The organism is Photobacterium damselae, from assembly GCF_003026815.1.
GTDB classification, from domain to species: domain Bacteria; phylum Pseudomonadota; class Gammaproteobacteria; order Enterobacterales; family Vibrionaceae; genus Photobacterium; species Photobacterium damselae.
On the sequence record NZ_PYOG01000009.1, the window covers coordinates 1 to 26,013 of the forward strand.

A 26,013-nucleotide genomic window follows, 5' to 3' on the forward strand; every position below is an offset into this window, starting at 1 on the left:
TCAATGTTGTCTGACTTCCAATTATTAATTACGTTTAGAGCTTGAGAAACGTCCATAAAAAAATCCAAGTGCATTAAATACACTTGGATTTTTACACATCTATAGGATCATTCAACCGATCATTTTGAGCTTAACTGATCGGCATTACCAATTATTGGGGGTCTTTTTATTTTGGCCTATCACGAAAAATTAGAGTTAAATCTGGTAGAATTTGCGGCTAGGTAGAGGGGGATGGATCTCCCTTGAGATATATTGAGACAGACGAGTAGTACGATGAAGCAGTATTTAAATTTATGCCAGCGCATTGTTGATGACGGTGTATGGGTTGAAAATGAGCGTACGGGTAAGCGTTGCCTAACCGTAATCAGTGCTGATTTAACTTATGATGTGGCAAACAACCAGTTTCCTTTGATCACTACTCGTAAGAGTTTTTGGAAAGCCGCTATTGCCGAGCTATTAGGCTATATTCGTGGTTATGATAATGCCGCAGATTTTCGTGCTTTGGGTACAAAAACCTGGGATATGAATGCCAATGATAACCAAGCATGGCTCAACAATCCTCATCGAAAAGGTGATGATGACATGGGGCGCGTTTATGGCGTTCAGGGGCGTAGTTGGCGCAAACCAGATGGTTCGACGTTAGATCAACTACGCAAAATTGTTGATGATTTATCTCGTGGTATTGATGACCGAGGTGAAATTCTCACTTTTTATAACCCAGGTGAGTTTGACATGGGATGTTTGCGTCCATGTATGCACACTCATACGTTCTCATTACTTGGTGATACCCTGTATTTAACCAGTTATCAGCGGTCTTGTGATGTGCCATTAGGATTAAATTTCAATCAAATTCAAGTGTTTACTTTGCTTGCTTTGATGGCTCAAATTACAGGTAAGAAACCGGGGCAGGCTTATCATAAGATCATTAATGCTCATATTTATGAAGATCAGCTTGAGCTAATGCGAGATGTACAACTTAAGCGTGAGCCGTTTCCGTCACCACAACTTAAGATTAACCCAAATATCAAATCGTTAGAAGATTTGGAAACTTGGGTAACAATGGATGATTTTGAAGTGATTGGCTATGAGCATCATGAGCCAATTAAGTATCCATTCTCGGTTTAATTCAGTTTAATCACGTTACTTAAGCGAACGTTAAGACAATAAAGGGAGTGTTTCGGCACTCTCTTTTTTATGTCTAAATGATGATTGGATTGAATGGGTTGAGATAAAAAAAGCGCCTCACAGAGATTCTGTGAGGCGCTTTTTGTTAAGAGGTATAGTGTTGCCTTATGCCGTGAAGGCTAGGATTGAACCTGGGATAGCGATAAATACTAGGCCTAGGTAACCGGCAACTGCTGCTTTATTTTTTGTTGCTAGTTCGCTTAGGAACTCAGCACATTTTAATGGAATCTCACGTAAGAATGGGATACCAAAGATAACCACTGTCGCCATTACGTTGAATGCTAGGTGTACTAGAGCAATCTGAAGAGCAAATACTGCATTTGGACCAGATACTGCTGTTGCTGCTAGTAAAGCTGTAATACATGTGCCGATGTTAGCGCCTAGAGTAAATGGGTATACATCGCGAACTTTCAGCACACCAGTACCTACAAGTGGAACCATTAAGCTTGTTGTAGTCGATGAAGACTGAACAAGAATAGTCACAACAGTACCTGATGCAATACCGTGAAGAGGACCACGACCGATTGCATGTTGTAGCATTTCTTTTGCACGACCAACCATTAGGCTGCGCATTAGTTTACCCATCGCAGTGATAGATAAGAAAATTAGGCTAATACCGATAACGATAAGTAGCGCACCACCGATGTTATTACCAAAGGTTTCTAGTGGTGTTTTAACAAGATCAATCGCTGGTTGAGTTAGCGGTTTCATGAAGTCAAAGCCCTTCATGCTCATGTTACCCGTACCTAGGAACGGTGAAACTAACCAAGATGAAATCTTATCAAGCAGACCAAACATCATCTCAAGCGGTAGGAAAATCGCTACAGCAAGTAGATTGAAGAAGTCATGAACCGTTGCACTTGCAAACGCACGACGGAACTCTTCTTTACAACGCATGTGACCAAGGCTAACTAGCGTATTGGTGACGGTTGTACCGATGTTTGCGCCCATTACCATTGGAATAGCAGTTTCAACAGGTAAACCACCCGCCACTAAACCAACAATAATTGAAGTAACAGTACTTGAAGACTGAATAAGAGCTGTAGCAACCAGGCCGATCATCAGACCCGCAACTGGATGGGATGCAAATTCAAATAGTGTTTTAGCTTGTTCGCCAACAGACCATTTAAAGCCGCTGCTGACCATAGATACAGCAACAAGTAAAACATAAAGCATGAACGCTAGATTTGCCCAGCGGACCCAACGCATAGAGCTGTTTGATTTCGCAGCAGTAGTGGCTTGGGTAGTCATAATCATTTCTCCATGACAGGAATATGTCGTTTTGGTTTCAGTATGTTGAAATCTGAGGGCGATAGTAGAGTGGTTATATTTCAGAAATATTACAGTGACTGTCATAAAGTAAATTACTGCTTATTTTGTGAACGCAACCGCTAAAATATGTCGATAGATTTCGCGTTCTTATTTTTCATAACTAACTGTAAATAAATATGTATTTTTGAAATTTTAAGGTTTGTAATAAAAAGCAACCAAGGGCAAAAAAAATTTATTTATTTGCTCATTTTTCGTTTGCTAAGCTTATTTGATAGGGAATATATGACAATTTTGTCTTGGTTGAGATCACAGAAAAGAACGAATAAAACTTGTTTATAGCTCTAATTATTCGGTTTTACCGATGTTTAGCTTCTAAACAAACGATTTTTCAGTTCTTTACTGTGATGAGTAAACTGAATTTACAAATTGTTAGTCTTTTTTGCTTGTTGTTAAGGAGTAACGGTCGATGACCGACGCTATTCGTAAGTTTCTTAAGTTAGAATCCGCTGGTGGTATTGTGCTGATTATCGCAGCAGCTGTCGCGATGTTTATTGCTAACTCACCTCTGGGCTCTGTATACAGTGGTGTTCTACACTCTTACGTCGCTGGTTTATCTGTTGAGCATTGGATTAATGACGGTTTAATGGCCATCTTCTTCTTGCTTATCGGTTTGGAAGTGAAACGTGAGTTGATTGAAGGTGCGCTAAATACAAAAGAAAAAGCCATTTTCCCGGCGATTGCAGCGGTAGGTGGCATGATTGCTCCGGCATTAGTATATGTTGCCTTTAATTTTTCTGATCCTGTGGCGCTTAAAGGTTGGGCTATTCCTGCGGCAACAGATATTGCATTTGCATTAGGTGTGATGGCGCTATTGGGGAATCGTGTTCCAGTTAGCCTGAAAGTATTTTTACTTGCACTGGCAATTATCGACGACCTGGGCGTTATTGTTATTATCGCTCTATTCTATAGCTCTGATTTATCAACCTTAGCTCTTGCCGTTGCTTTTGCATCTACGGCTGCGCTGTTTATCATGAATGCGAAGAATGTTACCAAGTTAACGCCATATTTAGTTGTTGGTGCCATTTTGTGGTTCAGCGTGTTGCAATCGGGCGTTCATGCAACCTTAGCGGGTGTAGTACTTGGTTTTGCGATTCCATTAAGTGGTAAAGATGGTGACCATTCTGATAACTATTCGCCGCTTAAGCATCTAGAACATGCATTGCATCCATACGTTGCATTCCTAATTCTACCGCTGTTTGCTTTTGCAAATGCTGGTATTTCATTAGAAGGCGTTTCATTTGCTAGCCTAACGTCTATGTTGCCACTAGGTATTGCCGCTGGTCTATTTATTGGTAAACCTCTGGGTATCTTTACCGCAAGTTATATTGCCGTTAAGACGGGTTTAGCAAAACTACCTGATGATATTGGTATGAAAGAGATTTTTGCAGTATCGGTGCTATGTGGTATCGGCTTCACAATGTCCATCTTTATTTCATCATTGGCGTTTGTTGGTGAATCTGGTGATTTCTCTACTTACTCTCGCCTAGGTATCCTACTTGGCTCAACATTTGCAGCTCTAATAGGTTATGGTTTATTAAATCGAGCTTTGCCAAAAACACTGTCAAAAGCGGAGGCATAATAATATGAAAGGGATTCTTTTTGCTCTTGTCATGATATCCCCAGCGGCATTTGCTGTGGGTGATTACACTAACTGTGCTAACAATAGCCAAACGGAAGTATGCCAAGCTTATCTTGCTGGGCTCAACCAAGGGAAGGAAACGGTTAATTCAGTAGCGATGACTGAGTCAGAAAGAACCTTTCGTACTCGTGCGCTTGAACAGCGTGTTGGCGAGCGATACCGCAAAACAATAGAAAGTAATAAAAAATAATACGTTACTAAATTCTATCTTTGCTCGATATTTGATTGAATACCCTAGGCGCTATGCGTAAGCTAATGTGCCTAGGGTTTTCTTTTATCAGGCAAAAATCATGTCGCATCTCAACTACAATCATCTTTATTACTTCTGGATGGTATGCAAACAAGGATCAGTGACCAAAGCTGCAGATGCACTATTCCTTGCCCCTCAGACTGTAACAGGCCAAATCCGCGCATTAGAAGAGCGTTTAAAAGGCAAACTAACCAAACGTGTTGGACGTAACATTGAGCCAACGGAGCTTGGACAATTGGTTTTTAAATACGCAGATCGTATGTTTGATTTAAGCTATGAAATGCTTGATATCGTCAATTACACCCAACGAGAAAATCAGTTATTAGAAGTTGGGGTCGCCGATGCATTATCTAAGCGGTTGGTGAGTAAAATTCTATTGGTTGGTATGCCAGAAGATGAAAAAATTCATCTACGCTGTTATGAATCCACTCATGAAATGCTTTTAGAGCGCCTCTCTCAGCACAAACTGGACATGATCTTATCAGATTGTCCTGTTGATTCGACGCAAAGCCCTGGCCTTTACAGTAAAAAACTGGGGGAATCTAGCATGAGCTTTTTTTGTCAAACGCCTGAGCATCCAGTTGATTTTCCTGCCTGTATTGAAGACTATAAGTTACTGGTTCCAGGCCCTCGTACTGCGATGGGACGCAAATTACATCAGTGGTTTGAGCAGCAAGGCTTAACGCCAAATATTCTTGGTGAGTTTGATGATGCTGCCTTAATGAAAGCTTTTGGTGCTTACCATCGTTCTATGTTTGTTGCGCCTTCGATTTATGCAGAAGAACTTGAAGAGTCAAATAAATTTTGTGAATTGAAACGGGTGCGTGAGATAAAAGAAGAGTACTACGTGATTTTTGCCGAACGTATGATTATGCACCCAGCAGTAAAAACTATCTGTGAAACCGATTTTGGTTATCTATTCCGCTAATTGGGGCCACTTTACAGTTAGCTGAGATTAAGTTTTTGCTAGGAATTAGCTTAAATTTTGACTATATTAGATATGACTAATGTAGAGCGGAGTTAATATGGATCTACAGCAGATGGAGCAAAATGCAGCACAAGCGGTCACTTTGCTTAAAGCGATGGCGAATGAACGTCGCTTATTTATTCTCTGTTATTTGCTTGATGGTGAGATGTCTGTCGGCATCATGAGTGAGAAGTTAGGGTTAAGTCAATCTGCATTATCACAGCATTTGGCATGGCTACGACGTGATGGTTTAGTTGATACCCGTAAAGAAGCTCAAACAGTTTATTACTTTTTAAGTAGCCCTGAAGTCAAACAGATGATCACTTTGCTTCATTCCATGTATTGTGGGCAGGAGCAATAGGCGAGCTATATTACAGATTCAGCGGTAAATTTCAGATATAAAAAAACCGGCAAAAGCCGGTTTTTTTGATCTCGTTCTTTAATCTAACAATTAAAGAGCTTTGATCTTAGCAGCTAGACGAGCTTTGTGACGTGCAGCTTTGTTCTTATGGATTAGGCCTTTAGTAGCCATACGGTCCATAACAGGTTGCATTTCAACGAAAGCTTGAGTAGCAGCTTCTTTGTTACCAGCTTCGATAGCAGCAACAACTTTTTTGAAGAAAGTGCGCATCATAGAACGACGGCTAGCATTGTGCTTGCGACGTTTTTCTGAAGTTAGTGCACGTTTCTTAGCAGACTTGATATTTGCCAAGGGTGTAACTCCCAAATCTTGGTACGGTGACAATTTAAGGCCGAGGACTATGCCTGTAAAACCTATTAATGTCAATAAAATTTGTGCAAATAACCGCCGAACCAAACTTGTTGGCACTCGCGGATTAACACGGTTAATATGGCGGCAGATTTTACCAGTAATTGAACCGAGAAGTCACCATTCTCTGGCATTTTTTTATGAGGTTTTTTTGTGAGTAAGCGTCTTTTACGCTCTGGCATGATAGTTAGCGCCATGACACTCGTCTCTCGCGTCCTTGGTTTGGTCCGAGATGTTGTGGTTGCTAACCTTATGGGAGCAGGGGCTGCGGCAGATGTTTTTTTCTTTGCCAATAAGATCCCCAACTTTTTACGCCGCCTGTTTGCTGAAGGTGCATTTTCTCAAGCATTTGTTCCTGTATTAACGGAATATCATGCAAGCGGCGATATGGATAAAACGCGTCAGTTGATTGCAAAAGCATCGGGCACCTTAGGGGCGATAGTAACGTTAGTGACAATTGTTGGGGTGTTGGGCTCTGGTGTGGTCACCGCTCTGTTTGGTTTTGGATGGTTTTTAGATTGGCTTCATGGCGGCCCAGCAGCAGAAAAGTTTGAGTTAGCGAGTCTACTGCTTAAAATTACCTTCCCGTACTTATGGTTTATCACCTTTGTTGCTTTATCAGGTGCTATTTTAAATACCTTAGGTAAATTTGCGATATCGTCATTCACCCCAGTATTTCTTAATGTAGCCATTATCTCTTGTGCGGCTTTTCTTTCGCCAAAACTGGCACAACCTGAAATTGGTTTAGCGGTGGGTGTCTTTTTAGGTGGCATGATCCAATTTGCTTTTCAATTGCCATTTCTCTATCGCGAAGGTTTTTTAGTTCGTCCTCAATGGGGATGGAACGATCCTGGGGTGGTAAAAATCCGTAAACTGATGTTACCGGCTTTGTTTGGCGTCTCTGTTAGTCAAATCAACCTACTGCTTGATACCTTCATTGCCAGTTTCTTAATGACAGGCTCTATTAGTTGGCTTTACTACTCAGATCGTCTGCTTGAGTTTCCTTTAGGGATGTTCGGTATCGCTATTGCCACCGTTATCCTACCTGCGTTATCACGTAAACATGTTGAGCAATCGGGTAATCAATTTGCTGAAACCATGGATTGGGGGGTACGAATGGTGCTTCTCCTTGGTATTCCAGCCATGCTTGGTATGATTGTGCTAGCAAAACCTATGTTGATGGTGCTGTTCATGCGTGGTGAGTTCAACGTGTACGATGTGAACCAAACCGCAATGTCACTTTGGGCGATGTCAGCTGGTCTATTAAACTTTATGTTGATTAAGGTTCTCGCGCCTGGATATTACGCCCGTCAAGACACCAAAACCCCCGTCAAAATTGGTATTATCGCCATGGTGAGTAATATGGTCTTTAACGCCATGTTTGCACCATTTTTTGGTTATGTTGGTTTGGCGATTGCAACGGCACTGTCTGCACTGGTTAACGCTTCTTTGTTGTACCGAGGCTTGCATAAAGGTAATGTTTACCGAGTATCACGTAAAACCCTCTGGTTCGTAGCTCGTTTGGTTGTTGCAGGTGGTATTATGGTGGGTACTTTGCTGTATATCATGCCGCCAATGGCACAGTGGGTTGATTGGTCAACTGCACATCGAGCACTCTGGTTGGCTAGCCTAATTGGTTTAGGTGGCGTAGTTTATGTTCTCATTGCTCTTATTTTAGGAGTAAGATTTCATCATCTACGTACAGATAGCTGATAGCGACGAGTAATTAGTATATAATTCGTCGGTTTTTAGTCTGTTGACTAAGTTTTTATCCGAAGACAAATAAAATTGCGCATGGAATTAATCCGAGGTATTTACAATATCCGCCCGCGGCATCACGGTTGTGTGCTGACGATTGGTAACTTTGATGGTGTCCATTTGGGCCATCAGGCGGTACTTAAACAGCTGATAGTGAAAGCTCATGAAATGTCATTGCCTGCAACGGTGATGTGCTTTGAACCGCAGCCGCTAGAAATGTTTGCACCCTCGCGAGCTCCTGCTCGGCTAACGCGTTTTCGTGACAAGTACTTACAGCTAAAAAATGTCGGTGTCGAGCGTTTGCTGTGCGTCAATTTTAATGCACATTTTGCTAATTTAACGGCAGAAGAGTTTGTTCGCCGCTTGTTGGTTGAACAATTGGGTGTTAAGTTTCTGGTTGTCGGCGATGATTTCCGCTTCGGCAAAGATCGCGTTGGTAATTTTGATATGCTGGTTGCGGCCGGTAAGCAGTATGGCTTTGAGGTAGTCAGTACCCAAAGTTTCTGTGTTTCTAAGCAGCGAGTTAGCAGTACAGCAATACGTCAAGCTCTAGCCAGTGATAATCTGGTGGATGCTGAAACAATGTTAGGCCGTCCATATAGCATTAATGGGCGTGTCTCTCATGGTCGAAAACTGGGTCGAACCATTGGTTTTCCTACTGCGAATGTGCCACTAAAGCGACGTGTGTCTCCTGTTTCTGGGGTGTACGCCGTGGAGGTGTATGGCGTAGGTGAAAAGCCAATTCCAGGTGTGGCTAATATCGGTCATCGACCAACTGTTAAAGGTGTACGTCAACAGCTTGAGGTACATTTATTCGATTTTCACTCTGACTTATATGGGCGTCAGATTGAAGTCGTGCTTCGTCATAAATTACGTGATGAGCAGAAATTCGAATCATTTGATGCGTTAAAAGCACAAATCGAACACGATGCTCAGTCAGCTCGATTATGGCTGGCTGAGGCTAATAATGTCCAACTTCGCCCAAGTAACGGAATCTAGAATCAATGAGCGACTATAAAGATACCCTGAACCTGCCTGAAACAGGGTTTCCGATGCGAGGCAACCTAGCTCAGCGTGAGCCTGCAATGCTAAAGCGTTGGTACGATGAAGATCTTTACGGTGAAATTCGTAAAGCTAAGAAAGGTAAAAAGTCTTTCGTACTGCACGATGGCCCTCCATATGCCAATGGTGATATTCACATTGGTCACGCCCTAAACAAGATTCTTAAAGACATTATTATTAAGTCAAAGACTCTTTCTGGCTTTGATGCGCCATACGTACCAGGTTGGGACTGCCACGGTCTACCAATTGAATTAATGGTAGAAAAGAAAGTTGGTAAACCAGGTCAAAAAGTGACTGCAGCCGAATTCCGCGAAAAATGTCGTGAGTACGCTGCAGGTCAGGTTGAAGGTCAAAAAGAGAGCTTCATCCGTCTTGGTGTATTGGGTGAGTGGGACAAACCATACCGCACAATGGACTTCAATACAGAAGCCAATATTATTCGTGCGCTAGGTAAGATTGCAGATAACGATCACCTACTAAAAGGTTTCAAACCTGTTCACTGGTGTACCGACTGTGGTTCTGCACTGGCTGAAGCAGAAGTGGAATACCAAGATAAAGTATCTCTATCTATCGATGTTAAATTTAAAGCGGTAGATGAAGCTGCAGTGCTTGCAAAGTTCGGCTGTGATGCAGATAAAGGTCAAGGCGATGTGTCTATCGTTATCTGGACAACAACTCCTTGGACTATGCCAGCTAACCGCGCAGTAGCGATCAGTGCAGATCTTGAGTACGCACTAGTACAGACTCCTGCAACTGAAGCACACCCAGCGCCACAACGTCTAATCATGGCTGCAGAGCTTGTGAAAGAAGTGATGGCTCGCGTTGGTTTTGAAGAATCTGAAATCCTTGGCTTCTGTAAAGGTGAAGAGTTAGAACTGCTTCGCTTTAATCACCCATTCTATAGCTTTGATGTGCCAGTTATTCTTGGTGAGCACGTTACAACTGAATCGGGTACAGGTTGTGTACATACTGCACCTGGCCATGGTCAAGAAGACTTCGTGGTTGGTCAAAAGTACAATCTTGAAATTGCAAACCCAGTTGGCAGCAATGGTGTTTACCTACCTGATACTGAGATCTTTGCCGGTCAACACGTATTAAAAGCAAACGAAGCTGTTGTTGAAGTGCTACGTGAGCATGGTTCACTATTGAACTTCTCAAAAATCACTCACAGCTACCCACATTGCTGGCGTCATAAGACTCCAATTATCTTCCGTGCAACACCACAGTGGTTCATTTCTATGGACAAAGCTGGTCTTCGTGCGAAAGCATTGGAAGAGATCAAAGGTGTTCAGTGGATGCCTGAGTGGGGTCAAAGCCGTATTGAAGGTATGGTGGAAGGCCGTCCTGAATGGTGTATCTCTCGTCAGCGTACTTGGGGTGTGCCAATTGCACTGTTTATCCATAAAGAAACACAAGAACTACACCCACAAACATCTGAGCTAATTGAAAAAGTAGCCCAGCTGGTTGAACAAAAAGGTATTCAAGCTTGGTGGGATCTTGAGTTAACTGACGTAATGAGCGCAGAAGATGCAGCGAATTACGAAAAAGTACTTGATACTCTTGATGTATGGTTTGACTCAGGCGTGACTCACTTTGCTGTGGTTGATAACCGCCCTGAATTTAATGGTCATTCACCAGATCTTTACCTAGAAGGTTCGGATCAGCACCGTGGTTGGTTCCAGTCTTCATTGATCTCTTCTGTGGCAATGAAAGATAAAGCACCGTACAAACAAGTGCTAACTCACGGCTTCGTTGTTGATGGTCAAGGCCGTAAGATGTCTAAATCTATCGGTAACGTAGTTGCGCCAAAAGATGTAACTAATAAGCTGGGTGCTGATATCCTACGTTTGTGGGTTGCATCAACTGACTATACTGGTGAAGTTGCAGTTTCTGATGAAATCCTAAAACGTTCTGCTGATGCTTACCGTCGTATCCGTAACACAGCGCGTTTCTTCCTAGCAAACCTACATGGCTTTAACCCAGAGACTGATTGCGTTGCACCTGAAGATATGGTTGCACTTGATCGCTGGGCGGTAGGTCGTGCAATGGCGGCTCAAGAAGAGATCGTTAAAGCTTATGAAGAGTACAACCTACACGCAGTAACTCAGCGTTTAATGCAGTTCTGTTCTGTAGAGATGGGCTCATTCTACCTAGACGTAATCAAAGACCGTCAATACACAGCGAAACAAGGTGGCCATGCTCAGCGTAGCTGCCAAACGGCTCTATACTACATTCTTGAAGCTCTTGTGCGCTGGATGGCTCCTATCATGTCATTCACAGCAGATGAGATTTGGAATGAAATGCCAGGTCAACGCGACAAGTTTGTCTTTACTGGTGAGTGGTTCGAAGGTCTATTTGGTCTTGCTGAAGGCGAAGAGCTAAATAACGAGTTCTGGGCTGAAATCCAGAAAGTTCGTGGTTCAGTGAATAAGCTACTAGAAGCGGCTCGTAACGAAAAAGTTATTGGTGGTTCTCTACAAGCAGAAGTAACACTGGCTGCAAATGCTGATTTAGCCGCTAAGCTAAACAAGCTAGAAGATGAACTACGTTTCGTATTACTAACATCTAAAGCACAAGTTGTGGTTGCAGATAGTAAACCAGCTGACGCACAAGAGACTGATATCGACGGTCTGTATGTGTCAGTTAAAGCTTCAGAAGCTGAGAAGTGTGAGCGTTGTTGGCACCATGTTGCTGATGTTGGCACTATCGCGGGTCACGAAGAAGTTTGTGGTCGCTGTGTGAGCAACATCGACGGTGAAGGCGAAGAGCGTAAGTTTGCCTAATGACGATGCCTTCGCTTAAACAATCTGGAATTCGCTGGCTATGGCTGGCGATTCTAGTGTTCATTATTGATATCGGCAGTAAGCTGGTTGTGATGAATGCTATGGACTACGGTTGGCCAAATCGTATTGAAGTACTGCCTTTCTTTAATCTGCTTTATGTGCACAACTATGGTGCGGCATTTAGTTTTTTAAGTGATGCGGGCGGTTGGCAACGCTGGTTGTTTACGGCGATTGCATTAGGAGTATGCGGTCTATTATTGTTTTGGATGAGACGAACTCCGGCTTCAAATAAGATAGCCAATAGTGCTTATGCCTTAATTATTGGTGGGGCACTCGGTAACCTATTTGACCGTATGTACCATGGTTTTGTGGTTGATTTCCTCGATTTTTATTGGGGTAACTATCACTGGCCAGCCTTTAATATTGCAGACTCGGCTATCTGTTTAGGTGCCGCACTGATCATTATTGATGGCTTCGTTAACGATAAAAAATCATCGTAATCAGAAGCAATAACAAATACTCTGATAAAAACCTTAAGCGCTGTCCGTTGATACGGATGGCGCTTTATTGTTTAATGGCAATAATAAAAGACAGAGATAGGGAATATCATGCCGGAAATAACAGGGAACAGTGAAGTCTTGATCCACTTTACCATTGAATTAGAAGATGGTTCATTAGCTGAATCAACTTATGCATTGGGCAAACCGGCGAAGTTTCGTTTAGGGGATGGCAGCTTAACGCCAAACTTTGAACAGTGCTTATTAGGGTTACACGTTGGTGATAAAGAGAAATTTATCTTAGCCCCAGAAGATGCTTTTGGGCTGCCAAATCCTAATAATATCCATCAAATTAATATCAATAAGTTTTCGGCAGAAGCCCCCGCAGAGGTAGGTACTATCATTGCATTCTCTGGCTCTGATGGGCAGGAGATTCCAGGTGTGGTTATCGCAGTTGAAGATGAGATGGTGACGATTGATTTTAATCATCCACTGTCGGGCCAAACCATTACCTTTGCGGTGGAGGTTATGGCGATTGAAAGATAAAGAGCAAGTCAAAATGAAAATCTTACTCGCAAATCCTCGTGGTTTTTGTGCTGGCGTTGATCGCGCCATCAGTATTGTTGAACGCGCACTAGAAATGTATCAACCACCTATTTATGTTCGTCATGAAGTGGTCCATAACCGTTTTGTGGTCGAAGGACTAAAACAGCGTGGGGCTATTTTTGTTGAAGAGTTATCAGAAGTTCCTGATGACAATATTGTGATCTTTTCGGCTCATGGTGTATCACAAGCTGTTCGCAATGAAGCCAAAGCGCGTCAATTGACCGTATTTGATGCTACATGTCCACTCGTTACCAAAGTCCATATGGAAGTAGCACGAGCAAGCCGTAAGCATATGGAAGTGGTATTGATAGGTCATGCTGGGCACCCTGAAGTTGAAGGCACAATGGGTCAATACTCAAGTGATGAAGGCGGCATGTACTTGGTAGAAAACCCAGATGATGTGCAGGCTTTACGGGACAAGGTAAAAGATCCAAGCAATTTACATTTTGTTAGCCAAACAACGTTATCGGTAGATGAAACATCGGATGTGATCAATACCCTACGGCAGGTTTTTCCTGCTATTCAAGGACCGCGTAAAGATGATATTTGCTATGCAACGCAAAATCGTCAAGATGCCGTACGTGAAATGGCAAAAAATGTCGATGTTATGATTGTTGTTGGCTCAAAAAACTCATCTAACTCAAACCGTTTACGAGAATTGGCCGAGAAACTGGGGACTCCTGGGTATTTGACCGATTGTGCTGATGATATTGATCCTAATTGGTTGAGTGATGTGCAAACAGTCGGAGTGACTGCGGGCGCTTCGGCTCCTGAAGAGTTAGTGAATCAAATTATTGCTCGTATTAAAGCGTTGGGTGATGCCGAAGTTGAAGAGTTGACTGGGCGCGAAGAAAATATGTTCTTTGAAGTACCTCGTGAGCTACAAGTTAAAAATATTTAACCGAAAAAGCCTCAGTATTGTCTGGGGCTTTTTATCATTTGTCATGTGATGGATATGACGATAAAGGAGACGATTATGGTGCGCATTGCGATTGCAGGTGCTGGTGGCCGAATGGGACGCCAACTAATTAAAGCGACTACTTTGGTAGACAGTGCGACATTAGGTGTTGCCGTTGAGCGTACTGGTTCTACTTTAGTCGGCGTCGATGCAGGTGAGTTAGCGGGTGTTGGCTTACTTAATATTCAAGTGATTGATGATCTTGCTGCACAGATGGATCAATTTGATGTCTTAATCGACTTTACTGCCCCAAGTGCAACTTTGGCAAATCTTGAGCTTTGTAAAGCACATCAAAAAGCGATTGTTATTGGTACTACAGGATTTACAGAGCAAGAGCGTGCAAGCATTGATCAAGCAGCTCAAAGCATTCCGGTGGTGATGGCTCCTAATTACAGTGTTGGGGTTAACCTTATGTTTAAGCTGTTAGAACAAGCAGCGAAAGTGATGGGTGATTACTGCGATATTGAAATTATTGAAGCTCACCATCGCCATAAAGTCGATGCTCCATCGGGTACTGCAATTGGTATGGGTGAAGCGATTGCAGGGGCGATGGATAAAAAGCTTAGTGATGTTGCCGTTTATGCCCGTGAAGGTATTACAGGTGAACGTAAGCAGTCAGAAATCGGTTTTGCGACGATTCGTGCAGGAGACATTGTTGGTGAGCATACGGCACTGTTTGCTGATATTGGTGAACGTATTGAGATTACGCACAAAGCAAGCGATCGTATGACCTTTGCTAATGGTGCAGTACGTGCTGCTATTTGGTTGGTTGAGCAAAAAACAGGCTTTTATACCATGCAAGATGTATTAGGTCTGAATAAATAATAAGCATCGCATTGGTGATAAAAAGAGCGGTTAGTCATAAGCTGACCGCTCTTTTTTTATATCCATACATAATGATTTATGAATCTATCATGCATAAAAAGACAAAATAAAATCAGATAAAGTAAACTAGATTGCTTGATAGGTATTCTAACTTGTTTGGTTGTTTTAATTTGGCTTTGGTTTTGTTTCTTCACTGTAATAGTTAAAAAGTCATCAAAACTTAATATATTTTATCGTTTGCGTCTTGGTTTTGTTTAATGTTGTATTTTTGTAAATAAGGCAAACGATTAAATTTTGATAAATTGACAGTGAATTCTATTTATTGCCAACTTAAGTTATGTTTTTCATGCTTTGACTATGTTTGTTGTGTGTTTGCGGTGTTTCTAAAATTTATTTATTGGGGTTTGTTGACAGATTGATAATCGATCTCTAGAATGCGCGCAATTTGTCAAAAATCAGCTTGACTTGGCTTTTGACTTTGTATGGAATGGGTAATTGCAAGTTTATCTGTTTTTAGTGCATTTTTATTTACTTGGAGGTTGTCTTGAGCAAATCAGCGCTGTTAGTCCTGGAAGATGGAACAGTGTTCCACGGCATGTCCATTGGGGCAGATGGTTCGGCTGTTGGAGAAGTTGTTTTTAATACCTCGATGACGGGGTATCAGGAAATTCTCACTGACCCTTCTTATTCTCAACAGATCGTTACCCTTACTTATCCTCATATTGGCAATACCGGAACTAATTCCGAAGACGAAGAATCCACATCAATCCATGCGCAAGGCTTGGTAATTCGCGACCTTCCCCTCATTGCTTCTAATTTCCGAAATCAACTTTCCCTTTCTGATTACCTTAAATCCCAAAATATTGTCGGCATCGCTGAAATCGATACGCGAAAGCTTACTCGTATTTTGCGAGAAAAAGGGGCACAGAATGGTTGTATCGTTGCAGGCAATAGCTTAGATGAGGCGTTCGCACAGGCTCAAGCTCAAGGATTCCCAGGCTTAAGTGGTATGGACTTAGCAAAAGAAGTGACAACGCCAGAAACCTATAGCTGGAAGCAAGGTTCTTGGACGCTAGAAAATGGTCTGCCACAAGATCTTGATGACTGTGAATTACCATATCATGTGGTTGCTTATGACTTTGGTGCTAAGCGTAATATCTTACGTATGCTGGTTGACCGAGGTTGTCGCTTAACTGTGGTTCCTGCTCAAACTTCAGCAGAAGAGGTTTTAGCTCTAAATCCTGATGGTGTTTTCTTATCCAATGGTCCGGGTGACCCAGCTCCTTGTGATTACGCCATTGCGGCAACAAAAGTCTTTTTAGATAAAAATCTGCCTGTATTTGGTATCTGTCTGGGTCACCAGATCCTTGCATTAGCCAGCGGTGCTAAAACAGTAAAAATGAAGTTTGGCCACCATGGTGCAAACCATCCAGTAAAAGATCTGGACCGAGATGTTGTAATGATTACTAGCCAGAACCACGGTTTTGCAGTTGATGAAGCAACATTACCTGAAACTCTTCGAGCAACCCATAAATCCCTGTTTGATGGCTCTCTACAAGGTATCCATCGTACCGATAAGCCTGCATTTAGTTTCCAAGGGCACCCAGAAGCAAGCCCAGGTCCTCATGATGCAGCACCTCTATTTGATCATTTTATCGAATTAATTAAGAAGCACACAGCCTAAGCCGGGAGTTATAAAAATGCCAAAACGTACTGACATTAAAAGTGTTCTAATTTTAGGCGCGGGCCCAATTGTTATCGGCCAGGCGTGTGAGTTTGACTATTCTGGTGCTCAAGCATGTAAAGCACTACGTGAAGAGGGATATCGCGTTATTCTTGTTAACTCGAATCCTGCGACCATTATGACCGATCCTAATATGGCCGATGCAACATATATCGAGCCAATTCATTGGGAAGTGGTACGTAAGATCATTGAAAAAGAACGCCCAGATGCAGTACTACCAACCATGGGGGGGCAGACCGCACTAAACTGTGCCCTTGATTTGGAGCGCCACGGTGTCTTGGCTGAGTTTGGCGTCGAAATGATTGGCGCAACGGCAGATGCGATTGATAAAGCAGAAGATCGTTCACGTTTCGATGCGGCAATGAAATCGATTGGACTTGAGTGTCCTCGCGCAGATACAGCAAAAACGATGGAAGAAGCTTACCGTGTTCTAGATATGGTTGGCTTCCCTTGTATTATCCGTCCATCTTTTACTATGGGTGGTACGGGTGGCGGTATTGCTTATAACAAAGAAGAATTTGAAGAGATTTGTCGCCGTGGTTTAGATCTGTCGCCAACTAATGAGTTATTGATTGATGAATCTCTGATCGGTTGGAAAGAATATGAGATGGAAGTGGTTCGTGATAAGAACGACAACTGTATCATTGTTTGTGCCATCGAAAACTTTGACCCAATGGGTATCCACACCGGTGACTCAATTACTGTTGCGCCTGCACAAACTCTAACGGATAAAGAATACCAGTTAATGCGTAACGCTTCTTTAGCTGTTCTGCGTGAAATTGGTGTTGAGACTGGTGGTTCTAACGTTCAGTTTGGTATTAATCCAAAAGATGGTCGTATGGTCATCATCGAAATGAACCCGCGTGTATCTCGTTCATCGGCTCTAGCTTCTAAAGCAACGGGTTTCCCTATTGCTAAAGTGGCGGCAAAGCTGGCTATTGGTTACACCCTAGATGAGTTAATGAATGATATTACAGGTGGGGCAACACCAGCATCATTTGAACCAACCATCGACTATGTTGTAACGAAGATCCCTCGCTTTAACTTTGAAAAATTTGCGGGTGCGAATGACCGTTTAACCACGCAAATGAAGTCGGTTGGTGAAGTAATGGCTATCGGTCGCAACCAACAAGAATCTCTGCAAAAAGCTCTGCGTGGTTTGGAAGTTGGTGCCGCTGGTTTTGATGAAATGGTTGACCTTGATGCGCCTGATGCACTCACTAAGATTCGCCATGAGTTAAAAGATGCGGGTGCAGAGCGTATTTGGTATATCGCTGATGCGTTCCGTGCTGGTATGTCGGTTGACGGTGTCTTTAACCTAACCAATATTGACCGTTGGTTCCTTGTTCAAATTGAAGAAATTGTCCGTCTTGAAGAACAAGTAAAAGCAGCTGGTTTTGCCGGTCTTAATGCCGATGCGTTGCGTAAACTAAAGCGTAAAGGTTTTGCGGATGCTCGCTTGGCGAAACTACTGGGTGTGGCAGAAAGCGAAATTCGCAAACTACGTGACCAATATAATATCCATCCGGTTTATAAGCGTGTAGATACCTGCGCTGCCGAGTTTTCATCAGATACGGCTTATATGTACTCATCTTATGATGAAGAGTGTGAAGCTAACCCAACTGATCGTGAAAAGATTATGGTTCTTGGCGGTGGTCCAAACCGTATCGGTCAAGGTATCGAATTTGACTACTGCTGTGTTCATGCATCTCTTGCGCTACGTGAAGACGGTTATGAAACCATTATGGTGAACTGTAACCCAGAGACAGTTTCTACCGACTATGACACCTCAGATCGCCTATACTTCGAACCGGTAACACTTGAAGATGTACTAGCGATTGCTCGTGTTGAAAAACCAAAAGGCGTGATTGTTCAATATGGTGGACAAACTCCGCTGAAATTGGCTCGTGCTCTAGAAGCCGCAGGTGTGCCAATTATTGGTACTAGCCCAGATGCGATTGACCGCGCTGAAGACCGTGAGCGTTTCCAGCAAGCTGTTGAACGTTTAGGTTTATTGCAGCCAGAAAATGCAACCGTAACAACCATTGAGCAAGCGATTGAAAAATCTCGTGAAATTGGCTACCCACTTGTGGTTCGTCCATCTTATGTTCTTGGTGGTCGTGCGATGGAAATTGTTTACGATGAAACGGATCTGCGTCGTTACTTTAATGAGGCTGTGAGTGTTTCTAATGAATCACCAGTACTACTGGATCGCTTCTTAGATGATGCAACAGAAGTGGATGTAGATGCGATTTGTGACGGCGAACGTGTGGTGATTGGCGGCATTATGGAGCATATCGAACAAGCTGGCGTTCACTCTGGTGACTCTGCATGTTCTCTGCCTGCTTATACGCTAAGCCAAGAAATTCAAGACGTAATGCGAGATCAGGTTGAGAAGCTGGCTTTTGAATTAGGTGTGCGTGGTTTGATGAATACGCAGTTTGCCGTTAAGAACAACCAAGTATACTTAATTGAAGTAAACCCACGAGCAGCTCGTACAGTTCCATTTGTATCAAAGGCAACGGGTGCACCTTTAGCCAAAATTGCTGCACGAGTGATGGCAGGTCAATCTCTAGAGAGCCAAGGCTTTACTAAAGAGATTATTCCTCCTTATTACTCGGTGAAAGAAGTGGTATTGCCATTTAATAAGTTCCCAGGCGTGGATCCACTACTTGGCCCTGAAATGCGCTCTACTGGTGAGGTAATGGGTATTGGTAATACGTTTGCTGAGGCATTTGCAAAAGCAGAACTTGGTTGTGGTAAAGAGTATCCAGAAGGTGGACGTGCCTTACTATCGGTTCGTGAAGGTGATAAGCAGCGTGTGGTTGATTTGGCATCAAAACTGATTAAGTTAGGTTATCAGTTGGATGCAACTCATGGCACCGCAGTTATCTTAGGTGAAGCTGGTATTAATCCTCGTTTGGTTAATAAGGTACATGAAGGCCGTCCTCATATTCTTGACCGTATTAAGAACAATGAGTACACCTACATTATTAATACGGCAGAAGGTCGCCAAGCGATTGAAGACTCTAAAGTTCTTCGTCGTGGAGCGCTCGCTGAGAAAGTGAACTACACCACAACATTGAATGCGGCTTTTGCAGCATGTATGGCCCACACCGCAGATGACCGTAATACTGTGACTTCTGTACAAGAGTTGCACGCGCGTATTAATAACGCTTAATCGTCGCTAATTATCTAGAGCCCATCTTGATTATTAATACCGAGATGGGCTTTTTTGTTTTAATACAAATAGTTAGGCTTAATGGTTATTATAAAGTGATCGACTGACGTAATTTGGTTACAAAAGATCTAATATTGATCGATCGAAGGTCTTGCACCTTTGTTTAGATTGCGTACAATGGCGCACGTCGCAGTAAGCGATATATTCTTTGGAGAGTTAAATGAACGATACCGACCATCCCCCGAGTATGAAGGTGGAAAATCAGCTTTAGTTTTTGGTATCGGTGTATCTCCATTTCCGAGCCAATCACAGGCTTGGAATTATGTCTTCCAGTATTCTCTTTCTTTTCTAAACCTTAATAGTTAGGTTTAGTGACATATTCCTTCGATTTTTCCTATCACATTCGTTAAAACAATAACGTCATTGAATGGCTCATTCGCTGTATTTGTATCAAGGTGAATGATAAGCCTATATCAATGGATATGATGACGTAATTGCTTTATTTGGTGGTCGTTACCCTCGTACCTATGTTCGCGCATAGGAAACAGCTAATCGGGAGATTTGCCATGGCGGTAATGAACTATGCAGCATTTTCAGCAGCACAACAGTTAGATCATAAAGATGCAGTTGCAGTACGAAATGCATTTTTAAAATATTCACTACAAGAGCAGGCCGAGTTATTGGTGAAAATGCCAATTTCTGAGGCACTTGCTATGTTACATGAGTGTCCGTTACGACATGTACAGCTTTTATTAGATCGTCTGGATGAGATGAATGAAGAGCTACGCATGCGTCAACTTGCCAATGGTTTAGGTTTGATCTGTTCTGAAGCAGAGCCTACTGGTAACTATTTGCAAAACAGTGTCTTTAGCCATGTTAGAGAGCGTATTGGCTGGATTGTCGGTCTTGCCCTTTTAGGTATTGTATCGGGCTTAATTATCTCACACTACGAAGATACATTGAGTCAATTGGTATTACTGGCTATTTACATGCCTGTGATTGCAGCCGCTGGTGGTAATACCGGCTCTCAAGCTGCGACACTGGTTGTCCGTGCTCTTGCCATGGATGAGATAAAATGCCGGGACTGGGTTGCTGTCTTGTGGAAAGAGTTTCGTATTGCCGTTGCATTGGCGTTAGTTATTGTTGCTCGTGTGATGTTCTTTAGCGGTCATCAAGTACTTCCTGCTGGATTAACTTTATTTGATGTCGCAGGTGCAATCGGTGTGGCATTGGCAATTCAAGTAACACTTTCTACCAGTGTCGGTGGGGTATTACCGATTATTGCTCGCGCTTGTAACTTAGACCCTGCAGTACTTGTTAGCCCTGTATTGGCTTCTATGGTGGATATTTCAGGTATGATTATCTACTTCACTACAGTCAATAAGATGCTGGGGCTAGGCGGCTAACTATCGGGTTAGGTTAGAATTAGATATTAAAAAACGGCTAAGAGAGGTTCTTAGCCGTTTTTTTATTATGGCGTCAGTTGGTTACAGTTATTGCTATTAGTACTTAGTATTGTTGATAAAGTGACTGGTATAGCTTCTGTTCAAACTGACTGATAGGTGGTAGACCTTTGGTTTTATTGATTGGATGATAATCTGTAACCAATTGAATAAACAGTAATGGCTTACCACTTTTTGTTTTTATCATTCCAGCAAGGTTATAAGTCGCAAAGAGGGAACCACTTTTTGCAATCACTTTTCCTTTCAGTTCACCTGCTCTCATACTTTTACGATAACGCAAAGTACCGCTTTCGCCTGCAACAGGGAAATCGTCGAATAATTTAAGATTCTTGTGCTTATAGATGTAAGTGATCACTTGCATTAAGTCATTTGCACTTAGGCGGTTATTACGAGATAAACCCGAACCATCAACCATGATCGTGTCACTTAAATCAATATTGGCTTTGGTTTTTAGAATTTCTTTGATTGCAGCTACACCATTATTGTAACTGCCTGGCTGTTGATAATATTTAGCGCCAATGGTCTTAGCGATATTGTCAGCAAATAAGTTATCAGAGCGTTTTAGCATAATATCTAGCAGCTCGCTCATAGGTTTTGAACTATTACGGGCAATACGTTGACCTTTAATCGTGTCATTTCGATAAATTTGTCCTTTAAAGCTAATACCTGCTCGTTTTAATTCTTGGCGCATTACTGCCATGGTGTATTTAGTGGTATTTTGGACTGCAAATTTAAGTGGCATTGGTTCTTTATAAGCGAGTGAACAACCACTTACTTGATAGCTATTATTAGGATTTGAAATTAAATCTAACTGACAAAATTGTGCTTTTTTCTGGCTCGGTGTAACAATAGTTGCTGTACTTGTCACTTGAATAGGCTGGTGGCTAGGTACATTTATCCGCGCTTTATTGCCAATTCCTTTATTGGTATAGAGTGCGCCTTGTACACAGTTGTGCTCAAGAGTAATACTGCTCGATGGGGCGCTGTAGCAAGAACCTAAAATATCCCACGGCCAGCCGATACCGCGCTCATATCCAGTGAAATGACCGCCATTAAGATAAATATTACCTTGAATGCTCTTATAGCCTTTGGCTTTTATTTGGCTTAATAGTTCTCGGAGATCGGTGCGAGAAAATGTAGGATCACCACTAAAGTTAAAAATAATATCTTTGCCTTTAGTTTCCACATCGGTATAGAAACGAAAATTATCACCAAGATACAATTTTGCCGCTAGGGCTGTAATGGTTTTTTGGGTGCTGGCTGGGGCTTGTAGATTATCAGTTCGTTGTTGATAAATGATTTTACCCGTTGCTGGATCTTTAATGAGTAGGGCTAAATCATGTCCTTGAGGTAATTTCGCGATTGCCGCTTGCGGATTAAAGGCGGCAAGAGTAGGTAGGCTAGTTGCCAAGAGAGATACGCAAAGCAGTTGTTTGAACATAATAATAGATAATGATTAATTTATTGTGGTTTTAATCATATCGTGTTCATTACAAATAGCAAAAAGGCGACCTAAAAAGATCGCCTTTAGTCTCGATTAACTAATTAGATTAGAAATCGTAACGAGCACCTAGAACGAATTGGTCATCAGCTGCTTGCTTAACTTCACCCATCTTCTTAACATCGTTCTTATCAAGTAGGTTAACTTTGTAACCTGCGTAAGTACGGAAATTTGGAGTGAAGAAGTATGAACCATCAAATGCTAGAGCATTAGCCATCTTGTCATTTGAGTCCATGTTTTCCATGTAGTTATAAGTAGAACGTAGAACTAGCTTGTTGATAGTATAAGCTGTTGCAAGTTCGTAACCTTGGTACTCATTAGAGTGTTTAGCATCATCGTAACCGTATTGGTAACCGATATTACGAGCGTTTTGGTATAGACCTGCTACGTAGAAATCGCCAGATGTGTAAGATACTGATGCGAAACCTTGCTTAGCTGTTAGGTTTTTCTCTTGTTGTTTCTGCTCACCATAGCCAAGACCAAATGCTAGGCCGTTGTTTAAGTTGTAAACAGAACCTACAGAGAAGCCAGAGTTATCTGAGCTATCTACTGGCGCAGAGAAATCAGTACCGTCAGCATCAAATACGTAGTTAGCACGTACAGTTAGACCACCAAATTGACCTAAGTATGCAAGGCTGTCTTCTGGACGGTCAGCAGCATTGATTTTGCCACCTGCTTCATTACCGAAGTATTCCATGATATCGGTAAAGTCAGTGATCATACCTAGAGAACCGTCTGTTTTACCGTAAACTAGTTGACCGTAAGTTTTGCTACCGATACCAGCGTAGATGTAACGGTTTTCGTCATCGCTCTTGTCTGATTTGAATTCACGCTCAAAGAAACCAAGGCCGTATAGATCATCATTAATTTGGGTTTGACCTGCGATGTTCACACGAACACGAGAATCATCGTTAAAGTTGTCGTGACCTACAACGCCATTACCACGAGCTTCAATACGACCACCGATATTAAGAGTTGATGCGTCGTCAGAGTAAACTTGTGCTGCTGATACTGCGCCAGAAAATGCTGCTGCTGCTACTGCTAAAGCAAGAATGTTCTTGTTCATTGCCGAATCCTTTTTGGTATTTTTTTATAACTTGCGCTCTGAGGTGGCGCTAAGTTCTGTGCTACTTTTTACGTGTCCGTGGCACAAAGTGTTAGTAAAAAAAACTGAAAAATACCCATGTGGTATGTGAATTTTGTTGTTTTTTGTTTTAATTTATATGTATAACAGTATGTTATGAGTCTTTTGAATAGTTCCGTTAAACTTAAATCTTTTACGAATATTTAGAAAAAAGGCTTTGTTTTTAGATTTAATTTTGAGTTTTCTGTGAAGCGTTTTGTGAGTTAACGCACATTGTGAAGTGTGTTTTTTATAGCGGAATGAAAATATCAGATTATATCTTGGTCTCGTTTTCGTTTTGTACTTGTTGATATCTTTTGACTCTCTCTGAGGTTTTATGGGTTGAATTTTATTGAAACCGCTTCGATAAGGTGTCGTTTTAAGAAGAAAGGGCGATAGAGATTTTTGCAACATTTACGTTTGTCTGATGACCTGAGACGGATCTTTGTTTAGAATAGCGCTATATTTCAGATTCAAGCTGTGTGCTTGAATATCTCTTGGATGTTAGTTTGGTCTTTGATCAGGCTAACTTTTTTATTACCTGAATTTGGCGTGCGCTAACAGGTTGTTGAGGTTTATATTTATGGATAAGGTTCCAATGACGGTACGTGGCGAGCAGAAGCTACGTCAAGAACTAGAAGTTCTAATGAAGCGTCGTCCTTTGATTTCTCAAGCCATTGCAGAAGCTCGTGAATTGGGCGACCTAAAAGAAAATGCTGAATATCATGCCGCACGTGAAGAGCAAGGTATTTGTGAAGCTCAGATCCGCGATATTGAATACAAGCTATCTGTTGCACAAGTTATTGATGTGACTAAGATGCCAAACAGTGGCAAAGTTATCTTTGGTACAACAGTAACGCTGTTAAATCTTGATACCGATGAAGAAACCACTTACCGCATCGTTGGTGATGATGAAGCTGATTTTAAACAAAATCTGATTTCAGTAAATTCACCAATTGCTCGCGGTCTAATTGGTAAAATGGAAGGTGATGAAGTACAAATCGCAACTCCAGGTGGTACCAAAGAATTTGAGATTGTTGAAGTACAGTACATTTAATCATCACTTAGTGTTATATCACTAAGAAAAGTTTGTATTTCGATTCGCTCTCACCTTAGATATAGGTATGGGCAAGAAAAAGGCCGCTATTGCGGCCTTTTTAACGATATAAACTGTTTGTCAGTTCGCATATTACTTGCGTGGAAGTTCGATTTTACGATCTTCACTTTGGCGATACAGAACTAGCGTCTTACCGATCACTTGAACTTTTTCTGCTTTAGTTTCGCGAATGATTGCATCAACGATCAGTAGCTTGGTCTCACGCTCTTCTGAAGCAACCTTAACTTTGATCAGTTCATGGTGATCTAGGGCAATTTCAATTTCAGCTAAAACGGCTTCAGTTAGGCCGTTTGCACCCATAAGAACAACTGGTTTTAGATTGTGAGCAAGACCTTTTAGATATTGCTTCTGTTTGGTGCTTAGATTCATGATGACTCTATTTTTTTAGTTACTAGGGTTGAAAATGGGACATTCTACCGCCATCTAAGCTAGAAGACTAATTTGTTTAGTGCCTGTTGATAAGAAAATTGCAGGTTGTTTTTGTTGCATAGCACATTTTCAGGTTTCTTATTGCAGATTTTGATGCGATAAACCCAAGGTAAGACGTATACTTAGCAGATACGATGACTTATTAGGTAAGGCATGAGTAAGAAAAAACATTCGGGCAGTTCGGGCCGTTGGCTAAAAGAGCATTTTGATGACAAATACGTTCTTGAGGCGCAAAAAAAAGGTTACCGATCACGAGCACTTTTTAAGATTGAAGAAATTCAACAAAAAGATAAATTATTAAAACCGGGCATGACTGTGGTCGACTTAGGTGCTGCACCTGGTGGTTGGTCACAATATGCGGCAGGAGTTGTAGGTGATGACGGACAAGTCATCGCATGTGATATTCTGCCAATGGATCCTCTTCCAGGCGTAAGCTTCTTACAAGGGGATTTTCGTGAAGAAGCGGTATTAGATGCACTGCTTGAACGTATTCAACCAGATATGGTGGATGTCGTACTATCAGATATGGCACCTAATATGAGTGGTAATCTTGCATCTGACCAACCAAGAGCTATGTATCTTGTTGAATTAGCATTAGATATGTGTCGACAAGTGCTTGCACCGAACGGTAGCTTTGCGGTAAAAGTATTCCAAGGGGAAGGCTTTGACCAATATTTAGCTGACATTCGAAGCATGTTTAAAGTGGTCAAAATTCGTAAACCAGACTCATCACGTGATCGCTCACGTGAAGTTTATATTGTGGCTACAGGATATAAACTGTAGTACTCTACATTCATCTTTTAGTTATCGCGAGGTTAACACCT

22 protein-coding genes are annotated in these 26,013 nt (G+C 42.0%); 17 read left to right on the plus strand and 5 right to left on the minus strand.

Translation table 11 applies throughout. The annotated features are described in order from the left end of the window. Window positions 1-273: 273 nt before the first annotated feature. Entirely contained in the window at window positions 274-1,125 is an 852-nt protein-coding gene (locus tag CTN07_RS10220; RefSeq protein ID WP_005301209.1) for a thymidylate synthase, read from the plus strand. A gap of 165 nt (window positions 1,126-1,290) precedes the next feature. Here CTN07_RS10220 and CTN07_RS10225 read toward each other — a convergent pair whose 3' ends face one another. Then, window positions 1,291-2,436: a Na/Pi symporter gene (locus CTN07_RS10225; RefSeq protein ID WP_005301205.1), complete on the minus strand. Its 1,146-nt coding sequence runs from the start codon at window positions 2,434-2,436 to the stop codon at window positions 1,291-1,293. A 487-nt stretch (window positions 2,437-2,923) separates the two neighbouring features. On the opposite strand from CTN07_RS10225, the gene nhaA reads away from it, so the two are divergent. The 4 genes from nhaA to CTN07_RS10245 all read left to right on the plus strand — a co-directional run bounded on the left by nhaA (window position 2,924) and on the right by CTN07_RS10245 (window position 5,734). Further along, complete coding sequence (gene nhaA, locus CTN07_RS10230) at window positions 2,924-4,096, plus strand: Na+/H+ antiporter NhaA (RefSeq protein WP_005301203.1); 1,173 nt, start codon at window positions 2,924-2,926, stop codon at window positions 4,094-4,096. A gap of 4 nt (window positions 4,097-4,100) precedes the next feature. Then, entirely contained in the window at window positions 4,101-4,346 is a 246-nt protein-coding gene (locus CTN07_RS10235; RefSeq protein ID WP_036764408.1) for a hypothetical protein, read from the plus strand. A gap of 100 nt (window positions 4,347-4,446) precedes the next feature. After that, window positions 4,447-5,334, plus strand: a complete 888-nt coding sequence (nhaR, locus tag CTN07_RS10240) for a transcriptional activator NhaR (RefSeq protein ID WP_005301200.1) — start codon at window positions 4,447-4,449, stop codon at window positions 5,332-5,334. Window positions 5,335-5,431: 97 nt separating this feature from the next. Beyond that, complete coding sequence (locus CTN07_RS10245) at window positions 5,432-5,734, plus strand: ArsR/SmtB family transcription factor (protein ID WP_036764406.1); 303 nt, start codon at window positions 5,432-5,434, stop codon at window positions 5,732-5,734. A 90-nt stretch (window positions 5,735-5,824) separates the two neighbouring features. Here CTN07_RS10245 and rpsT read toward each other — a convergent pair whose 3' ends face one another. Beyond that, window positions 5,825-6,085: a 30S ribosomal protein S20 gene (rpsT, locus tag CTN07_RS10250; RefSeq protein WP_005301197.1), complete on the minus strand. Its 261-nt coding sequence runs from the start codon at window positions 6,083-6,085 to the stop codon at window positions 5,825-5,827. Between the two features lie 210 nt (window positions 6,086-6,295). Between rpsT and murJ the strand changes: the two genes are divergently transcribed. The 10 genes from murJ to CTN07_RS10300 all read left to right on the plus strand — a co-directional run bounded on the left by murJ (window position 6,296) and on the right by CTN07_RS10300 (window position 20,962). Further along, window positions 6,296-7,855, plus strand: coding sequence for a murein biosynthesis integral membrane protein MurJ (murJ, locus tag CTN07_RS10255; protein WP_005301195.1), 1,560 nt, complete (start codon window positions 6,296-6,298; stop codon window positions 7,853-7,855). Between the two features lie 81 nt (window positions 7,856-7,936). Continuing rightward, window positions 7,937-8,899, plus strand: coding sequence for a bifunctional riboflavin kinase/FAD synthetase (gene ribF, locus CTN07_RS10260; protein WP_005301192.1), 963 nt, complete (start codon window positions 7,937-7,939; stop codon window positions 8,897-8,899). Window positions 8,900-8,904: 5 nt separating this feature from the next. Then, window positions 8,905-11,745 (plus strand): isoleucine--tRNA ligase, encoded by a 2,841-nt coding sequence (gene ileS, locus CTN07_RS10265; protein WP_036764404.1) that lies wholly within the window; start codon window positions 8,905-8,907, stop codon window positions 11,743-11,745. A gap of 5 nt (window positions 11,746-11,750) precedes the next feature. Further along, complete coding sequence (lspA, locus tag CTN07_RS10270) at window positions 11,751-12,245, plus strand: signal peptidase II (RefSeq protein ID WP_370466073.1); 495 nt, start codon at window positions 11,751-11,753, stop codon at window positions 12,243-12,245. 108 nt (window positions 12,246-12,353) lie between these two features. Then, entirely contained in the window at window positions 12,354-12,788 is a 435-nt protein-coding gene (gene fkpB, locus CTN07_RS10275) for an FKBP-type peptidyl-prolyl cis-trans isomerase (protein ID WP_036764400.1), read from the plus strand. Between the two features lie 13 nt (window positions 12,789-12,801). Continuing rightward, a complete protein-coding gene (gene ispH / locus CTN07_RS10280) occupies window positions 12,802-13,749 on the plus strand; it encodes a 4-hydroxy-3-methylbut-2-enyl diphosphate reductase (RefSeq protein ID WP_005301187.1) in 948 nt (315 codons plus the stop codon). Window positions 13,750-13,824: 75 nt separating this feature from the next. Continuing rightward, window positions 13,825-14,631: a 4-hydroxy-tetrahydrodipicolinate reductase gene (dapB, locus tag CTN07_RS10285; RefSeq protein ID WP_005301183.1), complete on the plus strand. Its 807-nt coding sequence runs from the start codon at window positions 13,825-13,827 to the stop codon at window positions 14,629-14,631. Window positions 14,632-15,175: 544 nt separating this feature from the next. Next, entirely contained in the window at window positions 15,176-16,315 is a 1,140-nt protein-coding gene (gene carA / locus CTN07_RS10290) for a glutamine-hydrolyzing carbamoyl-phosphate synthase small subunit (RefSeq protein WP_005301180.1), read from the plus strand. A gap of 16 nt (window positions 16,316-16,331) precedes the next feature. Further along, on the plus strand, window positions 16,332-19,556 hold the full coding sequence (gene carB, locus CTN07_RS10295) for a carbamoyl-phosphate synthase large subunit (RefSeq protein WP_005301178.1): 3,225 nt from the start codon (window positions 16,332-16,334) through the stop codon (window positions 19,554-19,556). 566 nt (window positions 19,557-20,122) lie between these two features. After that, on the plus strand, window positions 20,123-20,962 hold the full coding sequence (locus tag CTN07_RS10300; RefSeq protein WP_005301175.1) for a magnesium transporter: 840 nt from the start codon (window positions 20,123-20,125) through the stop codon (window positions 20,960-20,962). A 103-nt stretch (window positions 20,963-21,065) separates the two neighbouring features. Here CTN07_RS10300 and dacB read toward each other — a convergent pair whose 3' ends face one another. Next, window positions 21,066-22,430: a serine-type D-Ala-D-Ala carboxypeptidase gene (gene dacB, locus CTN07_RS10305; protein WP_232282464.1), complete on the minus strand. Its 1,365-nt coding sequence runs from the start codon at window positions 22,428-22,430 to the stop codon at window positions 21,066-21,068. Window positions 22,431-22,569: 139 nt separating this feature from the next. Next, complete coding sequence (locus tag CTN07_RS10310) at window positions 22,570-23,586, minus strand: porin (protein ID WP_005301170.1); 1,017 nt, start codon at window positions 23,584-23,586, stop codon at window positions 22,570-22,572. A gap of 640 nt (window positions 23,587-24,226) precedes the next feature. Here CTN07_RS10310 and greA point away from each other — a divergent pair. Next, window positions 24,227-24,700: a transcription elongation factor GreA gene (greA, locus tag CTN07_RS10320; RefSeq protein WP_005301167.1), complete on the plus strand. Its 474-nt coding sequence runs from the start codon at window positions 24,227-24,229 to the stop codon at window positions 24,698-24,700. Between the two features lie 132 nt (window positions 24,701-24,832). Here the strand turns inward: greA and yhbY are convergent, their stop codons facing one another. After that, window positions 24,833-25,129, minus strand: a complete 297-nt coding sequence (gene yhbY, locus CTN07_RS10325) for a ribosome assembly RNA-binding protein YhbY (protein WP_005301165.1) — start codon at window positions 25,127-25,129, stop codon at window positions 24,833-24,835. Window positions 25,130-25,342: 213 nt separating this feature from the next. Between yhbY and rlmE the strand changes: the two genes are divergently transcribed. Then, entirely contained in the window at window positions 25,343-25,972 is a 630-nt protein-coding gene (gene rlmE / locus CTN07_RS10330) for a 23S rRNA (uridine(2552)-2'-O)-methyltransferase RlmE (RefSeq protein WP_005301162.1), read from the plus strand. The last annotated feature ends 41 nt before the right edge of the window (window positions 25,973-26,013 follow it).

What these genes read in the sequence shown, in the direction of transcription:
- CTN07_RS10220 (WP_005301209.1), top strand. Translation starts at nt 274, where the DNA reads ATGAAGCAGTATTTAAATTTATGCCAGCGCATTGTTGATGACGGTGTA.
- CTN07_RS10225 (WP_005301205.1), bottom strand. Translation starts at nt 2,436, where the DNA reads ATGACTACCCAAGCCACTACTGCTGCGAAATCAAACAGCTCTATGCGT.
- nhaA (WP_005301203.1), top strand. Translation starts at nt 2,924, where the DNA reads ATGACCGACGCTATTCGTAAGTTTCTTAAGTTAGAATCCGCTGGTGGT.
- CTN07_RS10235 (WP_036764408.1), top strand. Translation starts at nt 4,101, where the DNA reads ATGAAAGGGATTCTTTTTGCTCTTGTCATGATATCCCCAGCGGCATTT.
- nhaR (WP_005301200.1), top strand. Translation starts at nt 4,447, where the DNA reads ATGTCGCATCTCAACTACAATCATCTTTATTACTTCTGGATGGTATGC.
- CTN07_RS10245 (WP_036764406.1), top strand. Translation starts at nt 5,432, where the DNA reads ATGGATCTACAGCAGATGGAGCAAAATGCAGCACAAGCGGTCACTTTG.
- ribF (WP_005301192.1), top strand. Translation starts at nt 7,937, where the DNA reads ATGGAATTAATCCGAGGTATTTACAATATCCGCCCGCGGCATCACGGT.
- ileS (WP_036764404.1), top strand. Translation starts at nt 8,905, where the DNA reads ATGAGCGACTATAAAGATACCCTGAACCTGCCTGAAACAGGGTTTCCG.
- lspA (WP_370466073.1), top strand. Translation starts at nt 11,751, where the DNA reads ATGCCTTCGCTTAAACAATCTGGAATTCGCTGGCTATGGCTGGCGATT.
- fkpB (WP_036764400.1), top strand. Translation starts at nt 12,354, where the DNA reads ATGCCGGAAATAACAGGGAACAGTGAAGTCTTGATCCACTTTACCATT.
- ispH (WP_005301187.1), top strand. Translation starts at nt 12,802, where the DNA reads ATGAAAATCTTACTCGCAAATCCTCGTGGTTTTTGTGCTGGCGTTGAT.
- dapB (WP_005301183.1), top strand. Translation starts at nt 13,825, where the DNA reads ATGGTGCGCATTGCGATTGCAGGTGCTGGTGGCCGAATGGGACGCCAA.
- carB (WP_005301178.1), top strand. Translation starts at nt 16,332, where the DNA reads ATGCCAAAACGTACTGACATTAAAAGTGTTCTAATTTTAGGCGCGGGC.
- CTN07_RS10300 (WP_005301175.1), top strand. Translation starts at nt 20,123, where the DNA reads ATGGCGGTAATGAACTATGCAGCATTTTCAGCAGCACAACAGTTAGAT.
- CTN07_RS10310 (WP_005301170.1), bottom strand. Translation starts at nt 23,586, where the DNA reads ATGAACAAGAACATTCTTGCTTTAGCAGTAGCAGCAGCAGCATTTTCT.
- greA (WP_005301167.1), top strand. Translation starts at nt 24,227, where the DNA reads ATGGATAAGGTTCCAATGACGGTACGTGGCGAGCAGAAGCTACGTCAA.
- yhbY (WP_005301165.1), bottom strand. Translation starts at nt 25,129, where the DNA reads ATGAATCTAAGCACCAAACAGAAGCAATATCTAAAAGGTCTTGCTCAC.
- rlmE (WP_005301162.1), top strand. Translation starts at nt 25,343, where the DNA reads ATGAGTAAGAAAAAACATTCGGGCAGTTCGGGCCGTTGGCTAAAAGAG.